The organism is Pseudomonas sp. SDO5591_S426 (assembly GCF_054070755.1).
Genome location: NZ_JBSVXD010000050.1, coordinates 18,388 through 33,267 on the forward strand (window position 1 = coordinate 18,388; position 14,880 = coordinate 33,267).

Below are 14,880 nucleotides of genomic sequence, written 5' to 3' on the forward strand. Positions count from 1 at the left end.
GAATTCAGGGGGTGATGTGGATCATTTTTTCAAGTCACGGCTGGCGCTGTGGGGCTGGCTGCTGGTGACGGCTGGCGCGCAGCCGGCGTGGGCGGAGCAGAGCGCTGAGCTGTTGGAACCCAAACCGGTGGACGTCAACGAATACTTCGTGCGTGGCAACACAGTGCTAGATGCCCGGACGATCGAGGAAGCGGTGTATCCGTTCCTCGGTCCGCAGAAGAATCTGGCCGACATCGAAGGCGCCCGGGATGCGTTGCAGAAGGCTTACCAAGCCAAAGGATATCAATCGGTATTCGTCGAGTTGCCGGAGCAGAAAGTCGAGGACGGCATCGTCTATCTGCAAGTCAGCGAAACCAAGGTCGGCCGGGTGCGTGTCGTCGGCGCCAAGCACTATTCGCCAGTGGAAATTCGCGACGACGTACCGGCGCTGAAGGAAGGCCAGGTCCCGGACTTTGCCCAGGTGCAGAGCGAACTGGCGCAGCTCAACAAGAACCCTGGGCGCCAGGTGATGCCGCTGGTACGCGAAGGCCAGCGCCCCGGAACCATGGATGTCGACCTGGAAGTTGAGGACCAGGACCCATGGCAGGCCAGTCTCGGTTTGAACAACGACTACAGCGCCGACACCGAAAAACTGCGCAGCGTTGCGAGCCTTGGCTACAACAACCTGTGGCAGTTGGGGCACAGCGTTTCGTTGACGTTCTTTACCGCCCCTGAAGATACCTCCAACGCCAAGGTCTGGTCGGGCTCCTACACCGCGCCGCTCAGCGAGCGCTGGAGCGTGCAGTTTGCGGGTTACCAGTCCGACAGCAACGTCGCGACCATCGGCGGCAGCAACGTGTTGGGCAAGGGCCATTCCTACGGTGTGTCGGCGATCTACACGCTGCCGTCCAGTGGCAACTGGTCCAATTCGCTGTCGGCCGGCATCGATTTCAAAGACTTCGACGAGCAACTGGACTTCGCCGGTGACAGCGACAAGGTGCCGCTCAAGTACGCGCCGTTCACCTTCGCCTACAACGGCTTTCGCTACACCGAAAGTTCGCAGCTGGGCCTTGGCCTGAGTCTGGTGGCCGGTACTCGCAGCTTCCTGGGTTACGGCAGTTCCGACGAAGACTTCGACTACAAACGCTATCGCGCCAGCCCCAGTTTCGCCGTGCTCAAGGGCGATACCAATTACACCTACACCTTCGGCAACGACTGGCAGACCGCGAGCAAGGCCTCGTTTCAACTCGCTTCGGGGCCGCTGGTATCCAACGAGCAGTTTTCTGCCGGTGGCGCCACGTCGGTACGCGGTTATCTCGCGGCCGAGCGCACCGGTGACGACGGCTATCTGTTGAGCCAGGAACTGCGCACGCCATCGCTCGCCAAGTACCTCGGCACCTATGTCCAGGAGTGGCGCTTCTACGCCTTCGCCGAAGGCGCCCAGTTGTACCTGCGCGACGAACTTCCCGATCAAGACGCCGATTACGCCCTGGCCAGTGTTGGCCTGGGCACCCGCGCGAGCTTGAGCAAATGGCTGTCCGGCAGCCTCGACTGGGGCTACCCGCTGCTCGAAGGGCCGAATACCTCGAAACAGGAATCGCGCCTGCATTTCAACCTGCAAGCGACATTCTGAACCTACGGAGACATTTTCATGCAGCGCATATTTCTGGCTTTCCTGATGTGCCTGAGCTTCGTGCTCCCGGCCACCGCCCAAGCGTGGTGGCAGGACGATTGGCATTACCGCAAACAGGTTTCGGTGGACACCACGCCCCAGGGCGCGGCGATCAACGAAGCGCTGGGCCGCACTGCGTTGTTGGTGCGTCTGCACACCGGCAACTTCACCTTCGACGGCGTCAAGGAGGACGGCTCCGACCTGCGCTTCGTCGCCGCCGATGACAAGACCGTGCTCAACCATCAGATCGAAAGCTTCGATGCGCTGATGGGCATGGCGCTGGTGTGGGTCGACGTACCGAAAGTCGAGGGCGGTCAGCGTCAAGACATCTGGATGTACTACGGCAACCCGAAAGCTCCAGCCACCGGCAACGGCCAACTGACGTTCGATCCGAACTACACCGCGCTCTACCATTTTGACGGCGCCACCGGCACCCCGGCCAAAGACACCACCGCCTACGGCAACACCGCGCAAAGCGCCACGGGCGCGAGCATCGACGGCGTGATCGGTCGTGCCTTGCAGTTCAGCGGCCAGCCGCTGTTGTTGCCGGCCAGTCCATCATTGCAGCACAACGCAGGCAGCGCGTTCACCTTCAGCGCCTGGTTGAAACTGGAACAGGCCAATGGCGAGCAACTCATTCTGGCCCGGCGTGAGGGCGAGCAAAGCCTGCTGATCGGTTTGAACCAGGGCATGCCGTTCGTGGAAATCGACGGCCAGCGTGCCGTGTCGACCCTGCCATTGAACCCCGGTCAATGGCAGCACCTGGCCCTGACTGCCGAAGGCAGCAAAGTCTCGCTGTACATCAATGGCCGCGAAACCGCGAGCCTGGCGCTGGCAATGCCGGCGTTCAATTCGGTCATGGCGATTGGCGCTGATTTGTCCGCCAGCGCTTACCTACCGTTTGCGGGTGCGATTGACGAACTGCGTCTGTCGAAGGTCGCCCGTCCCGCCGTGCAGTTGCTGGCGGATGCCAATTCCCAGGGCGCTGAGTCGAAACTGGTGGCTTACGGTATCGATGAAGAGCAATCGGGTTACGGTTTCGGCAGTCTAGGTTTCCTGCTCAACGCCGTGCCGATGGACGCCTGGGTGATCATCGCGGTACTGGTGCTGATGATGTTCCAGTCGTGGATCATCATGGTTCGCAAGAACCGCATGGTCAGCCGTGTCACGGCGGCCAACGAAGCCTTCCGCGAGCAATTCGCCAAGGTCGGCACGCGCCTGGAAATGTTCGCCGACGACCAGGACCTCGCCCAGCGTTTGCGGGACTCTTCGCTGTGGCGCCTGTACCAGGTGGCGGTGAAAGAAATCCGCACCCGTCGCGAGCAAGGCGCTGATACCTCTTCCGTATCGGCGGCCACCATCGAAGCGATCCGCTGCTCCATGGACGGCGTGCGCACTCGGGAAAACCAGGCGCTCAGCTCGAAACTCTCGACCCTGTCCAACGCCATCGCCGGCGGCCCTTACATCGGCCTGCTCGGTACGGTGCTGGGGATCATGGTGGTGTTCCTCGGCACGGCCATGGCCGGCGACGTCAACATCAATGCCATCGCTCCGGGTATGGCCGCCGCGTTGCTGGCCACGGCCATGGGCCTGTTCGTCGCGATCCCGGCACTGTTTGGCTACAACCGCCTGATCACCCGCAACAAGGAAGTCAGTGCCGACATGCGCGTATTCGTCGACGAGTTCATCACTCGCCTGGCGGAGATGCACGGCGAGAGCCAGTTCAGTGAAGCGGCCCATCGCCGTGGCAATCACACCAACGCCCAATACACCAACGCCCAAGCACCGGCCTGAGGAGCACAGACATGGCTTCCGTAAATGCCTCTCACGACGATGACGATGACGCAGCGGTGGACAGCATCAACATCACGCCCCTGGTGGACGTGCTGATGGTGGTGCTGGTGATGTTCATCCTCACCGCCACCGCGCAGGTATCGGGTATCCAGATCAACCTGCCCAAGGCCAGTGCCTCGGCGTCGTTGTCCGAAGCCAAGACCAAGGCAATTTCGATCAACGACGGCGGCCAGGTGTTTCTCGATGCCTACCCGGTAACGCTCGCCGAGCTGGAAGACCGCCTGCGCATCGAGAAGGCCCAGAGTCCGGAATTCCCGGTGATCGTGCGCGGCGACGCCACGGTGCAGTACCAGAAAGTCATCGAAGTACTGGACCTGCTGCGCCGATTGGAACTGTCACAAGTCGGTCTGGTGACCGGCAAACCGACACAGGGCTGACCATGACTGCTCAACTTCCCATCAGCCCGTCGCCCGTCAAGAAGTCACCCGTGCGCTTCGTGAAGTGGGGCGCCGGGTTGCTGTTCGCCAGCGTGGCCGCGTGGTTCCTGTGGCAATGGGCCAACGACATGAGCGGTATTCGCCGTGAAGCGCCGAAGGTGCCGACCATCATTCCGTTGCCGCCACCACCGCCTCCACCACCGGAAAAACCGCCGGAGCCAGAGCCTCCTGTAGAAGAAAAAATGGTCGAGCCCGAGCCGACACCGGAACCGGAGGAGGTCACGCCGGAAGTCGAAGCGCCACCATCCCCGGCGGACGACCTGGCCAAGCCGATGGAGATGGACGGTGCGGCGCAGTCCGGCACGGACAACTTCGGTATCGGCGCGGGCAAGGGCAATGGCATGGCCGGTTCCGGCGGTGGGCGCCTGGGCAACGGCACGTATAGCCAGTTCATGGCCGTCAGCTTCCAGCGCTTGTTGCGCGACAACCCGGACCTGCGCAACCAGGCCTACAAGGCGCAGGTCGACGTGTGGATGAGCAGTTCGGGCGACATCTCTCGGGTCGAGCTGGCCAAGTCCAGCGGCAACGCCGAAGTCGACGCGCAAATACTCGCCGCCCTTCGCGGTGCGCCGCGCATGAACCAGCGGCCACCGGCTTCTTTCACTGTCCCTATGCGCGTGTCCCTGCAAGGGCGGCGTCCGGGCTAACCCCATTATCAAAGCTTTGCCATAAGGAGTTGTGTGCAGATGATTTCCAATGTGAATCGATTGTCCCTGGCGGTCGGCATGGTCATTGCGACCTGGGTCGGTCAGGCCGTGGCAGCGCCTGCGCCCTCGGAGAACGCCACGATCAATCTGATCCGCTTGCTGGTAGAGCAAGGCGTGTTGAAACAGGACAAGGCCGACAAGCTGATTGCCCAGGCCCAGAGTGAAGCGGATCAGGCCCGCAAAGCCGCTTCCGCACCAACCGCCGTTGCCGCCACTGGCCCGGCTGCCGCACCGGGCGATGTGCGTGTGCAGTACGTGCCGGCCGCCGTGCGCGACCAGATCCGCGATCAGGTCAAGGCCGAAGTCATGGCCACAGCCAAGCAGGAAAACTGGGCACAGCCCAACACGTTTCCGGACTGGGTGTCGCGGGTCAGCTTCGACGGCGATATTCGCCTGCGGGACGAATCGCGCTACTACTCGGGGACCAACAGCAACGAAATCGTCGACTTCGCCAAGCTCAACAACAACGGCCCGTACGACGTGAACCCCAACAGCAGCACCAGCCTGCCGCCGTTGCTCAACACCCGCGAAGACCGCGAAAATCTGCTGCGCCTGCGCGCGCGTCTCGGTATGAAAGCGGTAATTGCGCCGGACTGGACCGCCGGCATTCGCATCGGGACCGGTTCCGACAACAGCCCGGTGTCGACCACCCAGACCCTCGGTGGCGGCTTTGGCAAGAAAGACATCTGGCTCGATCAGGGCTACCTGACCTGGAAAGCCACGAATGAATTGACCCTCACCGGTGGCCGCTTCACCAACCCGTTTTTCTCCACCGACATGCTCTATTCCAATGAGCTGAACTTCGACGGCATCGCGGCGATGTTCGACCACAAGCTCAACCGCGATTGGGGCATGTTCGGCACCGTCGGTGCGTTCCCGATCGAGTACACCAACGACACCAGTTCCAGCAACGGCTTCGACAAGGAAGAAAGCGACAACAAATGGCTGTTCGGCGCACAAATCGGCGCCAACTGGGCGATCAACTCCAGCAACCGGCTCAAAGGTGCGTTGGCCTACTACCGCTTCGATGACATCGAAGGCCAGCGTTCCAGCCCTTGCGAACCCTGGGCCGGAGCGCCGGGCTGCGACAGCGATGGCACCCGTTCGGCCTTCATGCAGAAGGGCAACACTGTGTTCCTGCTGCGTGACATCACGCCGAACCCGCTCAACCCGGCAACCACGCCGCAACCGCAATTCGTCGGCCTGGCCTCGGAGTTCAACCTGCTGGACCTGAACTTTGTCTGGGACAGCGACCTGCCGGAAGACTTCAAGCTGCGCAGCCAGGCCAACTACGTACACAACCTGGGCTACGACGAAGGCGACATGCGCAAGCGTGCGGCGGGGCAGATCGTCAACAACCTCGACAGCGATGGCGACATCGAAAGCGGCGCCAACGCGTGGATGGTGCAGTTCACCCTCGGCAGCGCACTGGACATGAGGAAACAGGGCGATTGGAACCTGTTCGCCGGCTACAAGTACATCCAGCCGGACGCCTTGCCGGACGGTTTCAACGATTCCTCGTTCCACCTGGGCGGCACCAATGCCAAGGGTTACTTCCTGGGCGGCAACTACGGTCTGGCCAAGAACGTCTATGCCACCGGTCGTTGGTTGAGCTCCGAAGCGGTGTACGGCGCACCGTTCGATATCGACGTCTTGCAGCTTGAGATCAACACGCGCTTCTAAGGCGCAGGGAGAACGTGATGAACAGAAAAATCCTGTTGTTTGCCCTGGGCGCGCTGGTGGCCCAAGGGGCGAGCGCCGAGGGCATGGAGGAACGCCTGCGTACGCAACTGCGCAGCACCACCCAACAGTTGCAAGCCCTGCAAAGCCAGCAGGCCCAGGCCAGTGCCGCACAGATTGCCGCGCAAACCGAAGCCAAAGCCGCTCAGGCGCAGATCAAGCAATTGACCGCCGAGTTGGCCAAGTACAAGGGCGCGGCCGAGCAACTGGCGAGCCAGCAAGACAGTTTGCAAAGCCAGGCCCAGGCACAAGTCGCGGCCAGCAACGAGCAGATCGGCAAGTTCAAGAAGGCTTACGACGAACTATTGGTGATGGCGCGCGGCAAAGAAGCCGAACGCGCCCGGCTCGAAACGCAACTGGCCGAACGTGACACACAAATGCAGCAATGTTCGGTCAAGAATCAACAGATGTATGGCGTGGCCAAGGAGATCCTCGCGGCCTACGAAAAAATCGACGTCGCTGAGGTGATGAAGATTCGCCAACCATTCGCCGGCACGGCCCGGGTCAAGTTCGAAGAACTGGCCCAAGGCTTTGGCGACGAGCTCTACAAGACTCAATTCGACGCGCCTCAGGCTGCGGTCACTCACTGAAAACAGGGAAGAACTTCACATGACCCAATTGATCGCTCACGTATCGCCTCAATCGCTGACCGAAGTGCTGCAAGCCGCCGGCTATCGGGTCAACCAGACTGACCAGAACGGCATCGTGCAATTGCTCAGCGCCAGTCAGGGCATTGGTTACGCCGTGCGCTTCGGCAACATGGCTGGCGAGCAGGGCAGCTATGTCGATTTCACCTTCAGCTGCGCCTTGCGCGTGCAGGGTGATTTGCCTGCCGGGCTGGCGGAACTGTGGAACGCGTCGCGACGTTTTGCCCGGTTATCGGTGCAAGGCGAATTCCTGGTGATGGAAATGGACGTGGTGGTGGCCGCCGGTGTCAGCGCCGAATACCTTCGCGGCAATCTGGAACTGTGGGATCGCCTGCTGCAAGAGTTCATCGTTTACCTGCGCGACTACAGCCAGAATGCCGCGCAGTTGCAGACCCAGGCTGAAACCACAGAGCAAGAGGTCGCATCCCTGTGAAAAAGCGCACGGTAGTGGCCAGCGCAGGGGCGCTGGCCGTATTGGTGGTTGCGGTGGTTTCGGGTTTGCGACCGGGTAACGATCCGGTGGCGGCGCCGCAGCCGGTAAAATCGCTGGCGATAACGAATGAACCGGCAGTGGCGCGACTCGGCAATCAGCAGGTCGCCAGCGAAGAGCTCAAGGCATTGCTCGCATCCTTGCCAGCGGAGACTCGGGATCAACTACGCGGCAATCGCGCGACGCTGGAAAGCTGGATTCGCTCACGCCTGGCCGAGAAAGCGGTTCTCGAGCAGGCTGATGCCCAAGGCTGGCGCCAGCGCCCTGATGTCGAGCAGCAAACCCGCGCCGCCACCGAGCAGATCGTCTTTCGAAACTACTTGCAGTCCGTCAGCCAGGTGCCGACGGATTACCCGAGCGCCGCTGAATTGCAGCAAGCCTATGATGCAGGCAAGTCAGAGTGGGTGACGCCAGCGTTGTACCGGGTCAGTCAGATCTTCCTCGGGGCGAGCGATCCGCAGACCCTTGAAAGCGTGCGCAAACAAGCGCAGGAACTGAGTCGAAAAGCTCAGGCCACCCCGGCAGAATTCGCTGCGTTGGCCGGCCAGTATTCCCAGGATCGCGCCAGCGCCGAGCGCGGTGGTGACACCGGGTTGCAACCGTTGGCGCAACTGGTGCCGGAAGTACGCGGTGCGGTTTCGCGGCTGAAGGTCGGAGCGGTATCTGAGCCTGTGCAGAGTTCGGCGGGTTTCCATGTGATCAAGCTGACCGAACTGCAACCGGCGCGGGTGGCCACTCTTGACGAACTGCGTGAGCGCTTGACCCAGGCCTTGCGCGCCCAACGTCAGGAACAGATCGCCAAAGCCTACCTCGAAGGCATGCTCAACACGGCTACGCTGAGCATCGACGGCGCCGAACTCAACAAAATACTGGAGGCAAAACCCCAGTAACTGTTGGAGCGAGCCTGCTCGCACACAGGGATGGAGCAGTTAAATCAACAAAGATCGACAGGGAGTCATCGATGTCATTGACCGAATCAACAGGGCCTCAGAGCTCCGCCGATTACCGATCCCGGGATGCCAAATCCGAGTCCTGGCTGGCGCCGGCAGCCGGGATCGATGTCGAGGTGGCGCAGTATTTTCTGGTCAGCGCCCGCTGTGGCTGTTTCATGCAGGCTGCCCGCAGCCTCAATGTCCGGCCGACCATCCTGCGCAAGTTCCTCGCTCAACTGGAGGAACAACTGCAACGCACGTTGTTCAAGTTCAAGGACAGTTCACTGACGCTCACTCGTGATGGGCAGCAGTTGCACGCCCGGTTGATTGCCCTGGCTCACGAACGCACGCTGCCGGCGGTCGAGCAACCCCTGATTCGACTGGCCGTGGCGGAAACCATCCTGCACGACATCCTCGGGCGTGATCTGGTTTCGCTGTTGCGCCGCAACGCCAGCGTGCGCCTGGACATCATCTCGATCGACAGCGATTTGTCCCTGCAATCCATCAGCGCCGATGTAGTGGTATGGCTGGCCGGGACCGAATCGCCGTTGCCCGGCCCGAGTTTTGCCATCAGCAAGCCCCAATGCCTGGCGCGGCTGGACTACAAGCCGCATATCGCCAAGCGCTACTCACGGGTGACATCCCGCCCCGAAACCCTCGATGACCTCGCCGATTTCCTGCTGGTGCAATGGCAGCATGATCGGCAGATCGAGAGTTTTCGGCCGTGGAATGCACTGGTGGATCAGCGCCTGGCTGGAGTTGTGCAGTTGCACTCTTATGAGTTGATGCTGGAGATGATCCGTTGCAGCGCCTGCATTGGCTTGTTGCCGCAATACATGGGTCGTTTCGATCGCGGCCTGATTGAACTGCCGGGGCTGTTCAGCCAGGCGATGCAGCGCCAGGTTTGGTTGGCGGTGAATGCCGAGTCCCGGGATGAGCCGCAGGTGCAGATGATTGTCGAGTTGATCCAGAACACCTTCAACGAACGCAAAGAATGGTTCGAAGGCTGATCGCCGCTCCTACAAGGGTTCTCGCCATCCGGGAGGTTTGCGATATACAGTGACTGGCCATGTCTGCATCAAGGATGAATCACCCATGACGACCACTGATTGTGTCATCACCCTCGAACGCTTCAACGAGTCCCACATCGAAGGCATCACCGCGCTCTATAACGACCCACTGATCGGCCGGCAAACCCTGCAAATGCCGTTTCAGTCCACCGAACTGTGGCGCAAGCGACTGGCCTCAGACGACGAACGCCTGGTGAAAGTGGTAGCCCTGCATCAAGGCACGGTCATTGGCAATATCGGCCTGGAGCAGTACTCGCGTATCCGCCGCAGTCATGCCGGCAGCTTCGGCATGGGCGTCGCGGTCGAGTGGCAGGGCAAGGGTGTGGGTTCGAAACTGTTGTCGGCAGCGCTGGATATCGCCGACAACTGGATGAACCTGCGCCGGGTCGAGCTTTCGGTGTACGCCGACAACGAAGCCGCCATCGCGCTGTACCGCAAATTCGGCTTCGAGACCGAGGGCCTGTTTCGCGACTACGCGGTACGCGACGGCGTGCTGGTGGACACCTTGAGCATGGCGCGCCTGCGTCACAGGGCCTAGCCCGGTTGGATACGGGCGACCTCCTGGCGTTTAGTCGTACGCGACCTGCGGACATCTGCCATGCTCGATGTCCGCAGCACTGGTTTCAGGCAAAGGAACACCGCAATGGACGACGTACAGCAACTGGGCGAGATGCTTCGTCACTACGCAGAAAGCGAAGCGCACAAGAAACAGCTGTTCGAGTCGCAATCGGCCGAATGGGCGACGCGCATTGGCGACCTGTTCGATCAGATCCAGCAGTGGCTGGAGCCGGTACTGGCACCGCATCTGCTGGAGGTCAGCCGCGAAGCGTATGTCGCGTCGGGGCCGAGTGTTTCGGTCGAGACCTCGACGTTCAAGACCGAAAAGCTGAGCATCCTGATCGCCGGCAAACCGGTGGATTTCGTGCCGGATGTGATGGGCGTCGGCGGGCAGATTTCCGTGGCGGTGACAGGGTTCACCGGCGCGCGCGTTGGCAGTGTGTCGCTGGTGTGCTTGCCGCCGGCCACTAGCTGGCAGTGGCGCAAAACCAATGGCCTGAAAGACCCGGATACGTTTGCGTTTGACGCGAACTTCCTGGCGCAACAACTGCAGAGCCTGATTCCCCGCGAGCGCAGCTAAGACTAGGCCCACTGTGGGAGCGAGCAAGCTCGCTCCCACAGTCTTAGGTGATTATCAGATTTCGAGGTTGCCCCAACCCGGTTTCGGCACTTCAGGCGCAACCGCCTTCACCGTCTTGCCCGTCGCCAACTCCACGCGCTTTGCCACTTCCGGGTCATCGGCAAACGGGATCAGGCTGGCGTCGTCCAGGCTCTCAACGGTCTGGTGGCGCAGGCAGTGCTCGATGGCGAACCACAAAAATGCCACGCCCAGAATGTTGAACATGACTTCAGTCATCAGGCTATCTGCGCCTCACGTTCGGCCATCGACACATCCGCAACCCGCACCGTTCGCCACACGTTGTACGCCATCAGCAACATGCCGCTGAGGAAGAAAACGCCACCGGTAAAACGCACCACGAACCCCGGATGGCTGGCCTGCAAGGCTTCGACGAAGGAGTAGGTCAGCGTGCCGTCATCGTTGATCGCGCGCCACATCAGGCCCTGGGTGATGCCGTTGACCCACATCGAGGCGATGTACAGCACCGTGCCGATGGTCGCCAGCCAAAAATGCGCGTTGATCAGCGGCGTGCTGTGCATCTGCTCCCGGCCAAAGACTTTCGGCACCATGTGGTACGTCGCGCCGAAGGTGATCATTGCCACCCAACCCAAAGCACCGGCGTGCACGTGGCCGATTGTCCAGTCGGTGTAGTGGGAGAGGGCGTTGACGGTCTTGATCGCCATCATCGGCCCTTCGAAGGTCGACATACCGTAGAACGCCAGCGACAGCACCAGAAAACGCAGGATCGGATCGGTGCGCAACTTATGCCAGGCACCCGAGAGGGTCATCATGCCGTTGATCATCCCGCCCCAGCTCGGCGCCAGCAGGATCAGCGACATGGCCATGCCCAGCGACTGCGCCCAGTCCGGCAGCGCGGTGTAGTGCAAATGGTGCGGGCCGGCCCAGATGTACAGGGTGATCAACGCCCAGAAATGCACGATCGACAGACGATAGGAATACACCGGCCGACCCACCTGTTTCGGCACGAAGTAATACATCATCCCGAGGAACCCGGTGGTGAGGAAAAAGCCCACGGCGTTGTGCCCGTACCACCACTGCACCATGGCGTCGGTGGCCCCGGAATACACCGGGTAGGACTTGAACCAGTCCACCGGGATCGACAGGTGATTGACCACGTGCAGCATGGCGATCACCACGATGAACGCGCCGAAGAACCAGTTGCCGACGTAGATGTGCTTGGTCTGGCGCTGCACCACAGTGGTGAAGAACACGATGGCGTAGGCGACCCAGACCACAGTCATCCACACCGCGCCGGTGAACTCGATCTCGGCGTATTCCTTGGTGGTGGTGTAACCCATCGGCAGGCTGATCAGCATGATCACGATCACCGACTGCCAGCCCCAAAACGTGAACGCGGCCAGCGTGTCCGAGAACAGCCGCACCTGGCAGGTACGTTGCACCGCGTAGTAACTGGCGGCGAACTGCGCGCTGCCGGCAAAACCGAAAATCACCAGGCTGGTGTGCAGCGGCCGCAAGCGGCCGAAGGTGGTCCACGGCAGGTCCAGGTTCATCTCGGGCCACACCAGTTGCGAGGCGATCCACACGCCCATCGCCATCCCCACGACGCCCCAGAACACGGTCGCCACGATGAATTGGCGGACGACCTTGTAGTTGTAGGCCTGTCCGATAGTTGTTGTGCTCATGGTCAATGCTTCCACGGTTGCATAGTCGTGCTGCACTGTAAAAACCTGACCGGAAACAAAACAGACTCAGGAATATTTCATTTATGCGGATCAGATTTGGCGCATCGCTGCGGCAATCTGACGCGATCTGATACGGTTTTTATCAATTCAGGTGAATCTGTAACGCGCTGCACCGCTGGCGCATAGTCGCTGAAAAATCCTTGTGGGAGCGAGCTTGCTCGCGATGACGGACTTGCAGTCAATGCAGATGTTGACGGGACTGACGCCATCGCGAGCAAGCTCGCTCCCACAGGTATTGCGATCAACCCTGATGAGGTAGCGACATGTATCAATACGATGATTACGACCGGGCGCTGGTGTTCGAGCGTGTTGCGCAGTTTCGCGATCAGGTCGAGCGCTTCATGGCCGGTGAGCTGAGCGAAGAAGAGTTCCTGCCGCTGCGCCTGCAAAATGGCCTGTACATGCAAAAGCACGCCTACATGCTGCGAGTGGCGATTCCCTATGGCACCTTGAGTGCCCGACAGATGCGCACGCTGGCGAGCATCGCCCGGGACTACGATCGCGGTTACGGCCACTTCACCACCCGGCAGAACATGCAGTTCAACTGGATCGAGCTGGCCCAGGTGCCGGACATTCTCGAACGCCTGGCCCAAGTGGAAATGCACGCGATTCAGACCTCTGGCAACTGCGTACGCAACATCACCACCGAAGCCTTTGCCGGGGTGGCGGCGGATGAAATGATCGACCCGCGACCGCTGGCGGAAATTCTGCGGCAGTGGTCGACCATCAACCCGGAATTCCTGTACCTGCCGCGCAAGTTCAAGATCGCCATCTGCTCGGCCGAGCAGGATCGCGCGGCGATTATGATGCATGACATCGGCCTCTATCTTTACCCGAGCGATGACGGGCAAATGCTGCTGCGGGTGATCGTCGGCGGTGGTCTGGGGCGCACGCCGATCCTCGGCCTGCAAATCCGCGAAGGTTTGCCGTGGCAGCATCTGCTGTCCTACGTCGAGGCGGTGCTGCGGGTGTACAACCGCCATGGTCGGCGGGACAACAAATACAAGGCGCGGATCAAGATTCTGGTCAAGGCGCTGGGTATCGAGGCCTTCGCCCGTGAAGTGGAGGAGGAGTGGCAGTACCTCAGGGACGGCCCGGCGCAACTGACTGAAGACGAATACCAGCGCGTGGCCAGTGCCTTCGTCGCACCGCCATACCGCGAGCTGGCCGACACCAGCCTGGATTTCGGCACGCAACTGTCCGAACACCCGGCATTCGCCCGCTGGGTGCTGCGTAACGTACAGCCGCACAAGGTATCGGGCTACGCCAGCGTGGTGTTATCGACCAAACCGGGCGAGTCTGCGCCGCCGGGCGATGTCACCGACACGCAAATGGACGCGGTGGCGCAGTGGTCCGAGCGCTTCGGTTTCGGTGAAATCCGCATCGCCCATGAACAGAATATCGTCCTGCCGGACGTACCGAAGGCCGACCTGTTCGCGCTGTGGCGCCTGGCCTGCGAACACAACCTGGGCAGCGCCAACGTCGGCTTGCTCACCGACATCATCGCCTGCCCCGGTGGTGATTTCTGCGCGCTGGCCAACGCCAAGTCAATCCCCATCGCCCAAGCCATTGCCGCACGCTTCGAAGACCTCGACTACCTGCATGACCTGGGTGACATCAGCCTGAACATCTCCGGCTGCATGAACGCCTGCGGACACCATCACATCGGCAACATCGGCATTCTGGGGGTCGATAAGAACGGTAGCGAGTGGTACCAGATCACCCTCGGTGGCGCCCAGGGCAAGAACAGCGCATTGGGCAAGGTTATCGGCCCGTCCTTCAGCGCCGCCGAAGTACCGGATGTGATCGAGCAGATCGTCGACACGTTCGTGCGCTATCGCGAGAGTGAAGAACTGTTCGTCGATGCCTTCCAGCGAATCGGGCTGGAGCCGTTCAAGGAAGCGGTCTACCCGAAAGTGCTTGAGGTGTCCGCATGAACAGCCTGTTGCGGCTGGAAGAGGGCGTGGCGGGGATTGTCGCGGATGATCCGTGGACGCTCGTGCGCGACCCGCAAGCACCGTTGCCCGAAGGTGCAGTGATACTGCCGCTGACCCTTTGGCTGGAGAACCCGCAGCGGCAGGCCGTATGGCTGGGGCCGGATGATGAGGTGGAAAGCCTCAAACCGTGGTTTGGCCAACTACCCTTGATCGCCCTGGACTTTCCGAGTTTTCGCGATGGTCGCGGCTATAGCCAGGCGTATCTGCTGCGCACGCGATTGGGCTGGACCGGCGAATTGCGCGCCATCGGCGATGTGCTGCGCGATCAGCTCAGCCACATGCGCCAGTGCGGCTTCGACAGTTTCGCGGTGCGCGAAGACAAATCCGCGGAAGATGCGTTGAAGGGACTGGCGGGGATGAGCGTGTTGTACGGGCGTTCGGTGATTGAACCGCGGCCGTTGTTTCGGCGGCGCTCATAGCAACAAGATCAAAAGATCGCAGCCTGCGGCAGCTC

At 61.1% G+C, this 14,880-nt stretch carries 15 protein-coding genes; 13 read left to right on the plus strand and 2 right to left on the minus strand.

Features of this window, described 5'->3' with window-relative positions:
• Positions 1-16 precede the first annotated feature (16 nt).
• From ACW9JC_RS12855 to ACW9JC_RS12905, 11 genes are all read left to right on the plus strand, one after another.
• Complete coding sequence (locus ACW9JC_RS12855) at positions 17-1,612, plus strand: ShlB/FhaC/HecB family hemolysin secretion/activation protein (protein ID WP_457455233.1); 1,596 nt, start codon at positions 17-19, stop codon at positions 1,610-1,612.
• Between the two features lie 18 nt (positions 1,613-1,630).
• Complete coding sequence (locus ACW9JC_RS12860; RefSeq protein WP_457455234.1) at positions 1,631-3,445, plus strand: DUF2341 domain-containing protein; 1,815 nt, start codon at positions 1,631-1,633, stop codon at positions 3,443-3,445.
• A gap of 11 nt (positions 3,446-3,456) precedes the next feature.
• Positions 3,457-3,882 carry an ExbD/TolR family protein gene (locus tag ACW9JC_RS12865; RefSeq protein WP_457455235.1) on the plus strand — a complete coding sequence of 142 codons (426 nt, stop codon included), beginning with the start codon at positions 3,457-3,459 and terminating at the stop codon, positions 3,880-3,882.
• A gap of 2 nt (positions 3,883-3,884) precedes the next feature.
• Positions 3,885-4,589, plus strand: a complete 705-nt coding sequence (locus ACW9JC_RS12870) for an energy transducer TonB family protein (protein WP_457455236.1) — start codon at positions 3,885-3,887, stop codon at positions 4,587-4,589.
• Positions 4,590-4,628: 39 nt separating this feature from the next.
• Positions 4,629-6,332 carry a putative porin gene (locus ACW9JC_RS12875; protein WP_457455237.1) on the plus strand — a complete coding sequence of 568 codons (1,704 nt, stop codon included), beginning with the start codon at positions 4,629-4,631 and terminating at the stop codon, positions 6,330-6,332.
• A gap of 17 nt (positions 6,333-6,349) precedes the next feature.
• Positions 6,350-6,979: a DNA repair protein gene (locus ACW9JC_RS12880; protein ID WP_457455238.1), complete on the plus strand. Its 630-nt coding sequence runs from the start codon at positions 6,350-6,352 to the stop codon at positions 6,977-6,979.
• A 19-nt stretch (positions 6,980-6,998) separates the two neighbouring features.
• Entirely contained in the window at positions 6,999-7,469 is a 471-nt protein-coding gene (locus ACW9JC_RS12885) for a YbjN domain-containing protein (protein WP_457455239.1), read from the plus strand.
• A complete protein-coding gene (locus ACW9JC_RS12890) occupies positions 7,466-8,416 on the plus strand; it encodes a peptidylprolyl isomerase (RefSeq protein ID WP_457455240.1) in 951 nt (316 codons plus the stop codon). Before ACW9JC_RS12885 ends, ACW9JC_RS12890 begins: the two co-directional genes overlap by 4 nt.
• Before the next feature lie 71 nt (positions 8,417-8,487).
• Complete coding sequence (locus tag ACW9JC_RS12895; protein ID WP_457455241.1) at positions 8,488-9,468, plus strand: LysR family transcriptional regulator; 981 nt, start codon at positions 8,488-8,490, stop codon at positions 9,466-9,468.
• A gap of 85 nt (positions 9,469-9,553) precedes the next feature.
• Complete coding sequence (locus ACW9JC_RS12900) at positions 9,554-10,066, plus strand: GNAT family N-acetyltransferase (RefSeq protein ID WP_457455242.1); 513 nt, start codon at positions 9,554-9,556, stop codon at positions 10,064-10,066.
• Between the two features lie 105 nt (positions 10,067-10,171).
• A complete protein-coding gene (locus ACW9JC_RS12905) occupies positions 10,172-10,666 on the plus strand; it encodes a hypothetical protein (RefSeq protein WP_448107718.1) in 495 nt (164 codons plus the stop codon).
• A 54-nt stretch (positions 10,667-10,720) separates the two neighbouring features.
• Here the strand turns inward: ACW9JC_RS12905 and ACW9JC_RS12910 are convergent, their stop codons facing one another.
• Together ACW9JC_RS12910 and ccoN are read right to left on the minus strand one after the other, a co-directional pair.
• Complete coding sequence (locus ACW9JC_RS12910; protein ID WP_457455243.1) at positions 10,721-10,942, minus strand: cbb3-type cytochrome c oxidase subunit 3; 222 nt, start codon at positions 10,940-10,942, stop codon at positions 10,721-10,723.
• A complete protein-coding gene (gene ccoN / locus ACW9JC_RS12915; protein ID WP_457455244.1) occupies positions 10,942-12,369 on the minus strand; it encodes a cytochrome-c oxidase, cbb3-type subunit I in 1,428 nt (475 codons plus the stop codon). Before ccoN ends, ACW9JC_RS12910 begins: the two co-directional genes overlap by 1 nt.
• Positions 12,370-12,692: 323 nt before the next feature.
• Between ccoN and ACW9JC_RS12920 the strand changes: the two genes are divergently transcribed.
• Positions 12,693-14,366, plus strand: a complete 1,674-nt coding sequence (locus tag ACW9JC_RS12920) for a nitrite/sulfite reductase (RefSeq protein ID WP_457455245.1) — start codon at positions 12,693-12,695, stop codon at positions 14,364-14,366.
• Complete coding sequence (locus ACW9JC_RS12925) at positions 14,363-14,845, plus strand: DUF934 domain-containing protein (protein WP_457455246.1); 483 nt, start codon at positions 14,363-14,365, stop codon at positions 14,843-14,845. The genes ACW9JC_RS12920 and ACW9JC_RS12925 overlap by 4 nt, the downstream gene beginning before the upstream one ends.
• The last annotated feature ends 35 nt before the right edge of the window (positions 14,846-14,880 follow it).

Excerpts from the sequence above, each read along its gene's own strand:
- ACW9JC_RS12900 (WP_457455242.1), top strand. The coding sequence starts at position 9,554 with ATGACGACCACTGATTGTGTCATCACCCTCGAACGCTTCAACGAGTCC.
- ACW9JC_RS12870 (WP_457455236.1), top strand. The coding sequence starts at position 3,885 with ATGACTGCTCAACTTCCCATCAGCCCGTCGCCCGTCAAGAAGTCACCC.
- ACW9JC_RS12895 (WP_457455241.1), top strand. The coding sequence starts at position 8,488 with ATGTCATTGACCGAATCAACAGGGCCTCAGAGCTCCGCCGATTACCGA.
- ACW9JC_RS12925 (WP_457455246.1), top strand. The coding sequence starts at position 14,363 with ATGAACAGCCTGTTGCGGCTGGAAGAGGGCGTGGCGGGGATTGTCGCG.
- ACW9JC_RS12885 (WP_457455239.1), top strand. The coding sequence starts at position 6,999 with ATGACCCAATTGATCGCTCACGTATCGCCTCAATCGCTGACCGAAGTG.
- ACW9JC_RS12865 (WP_457455235.1), top strand. The coding sequence starts at position 3,457 with ATGGCTTCCGTAAATGCCTCTCACGACGATGACGATGACGCAGCGGTG.
- ccoN (WP_457455244.1), bottom strand. The coding sequence starts at position 12,369 with ATGAGCACAACAACTATCGGACAGGCCTACAACTACAAGGTCGTCCGC.
- ACW9JC_RS12920 (WP_457455245.1), top strand. The coding sequence starts at position 12,693 with ATGTATCAATACGATGATTACGACCGGGCGCTGGTGTTCGAGCGTGTT.
- ACW9JC_RS12860 (WP_457455234.1), top strand. The coding sequence starts at position 1,631 with ATGCAGCGCATATTTCTGGCTTTCCTGATGTGCCTGAGCTTCGTGCTC.
- ACW9JC_RS12905 (WP_448107718.1), top strand. The coding sequence starts at position 10,172 with ATGGACGACGTACAGCAACTGGGCGAGATGCTTCGTCACTACGCAGAA.
- ACW9JC_RS12880 (WP_457455238.1), top strand. The coding sequence starts at position 6,350 with ATGAACAGAAAAATCCTGTTGTTTGCCCTGGGCGCGCTGGTGGCCCAA.
- ACW9JC_RS12910 (WP_457455243.1), bottom strand. The coding sequence starts at position 10,942 with ATGACTGAAGTCATGTTCAACATTCTGGGCGTGGCATTTTTGTGGTTC.
- ACW9JC_RS12875 (WP_457455237.1), top strand. The coding sequence starts at position 4,629 with ATGATTTCCAATGTGAATCGATTGTCCCTGGCGGTCGGCATGGTCATT.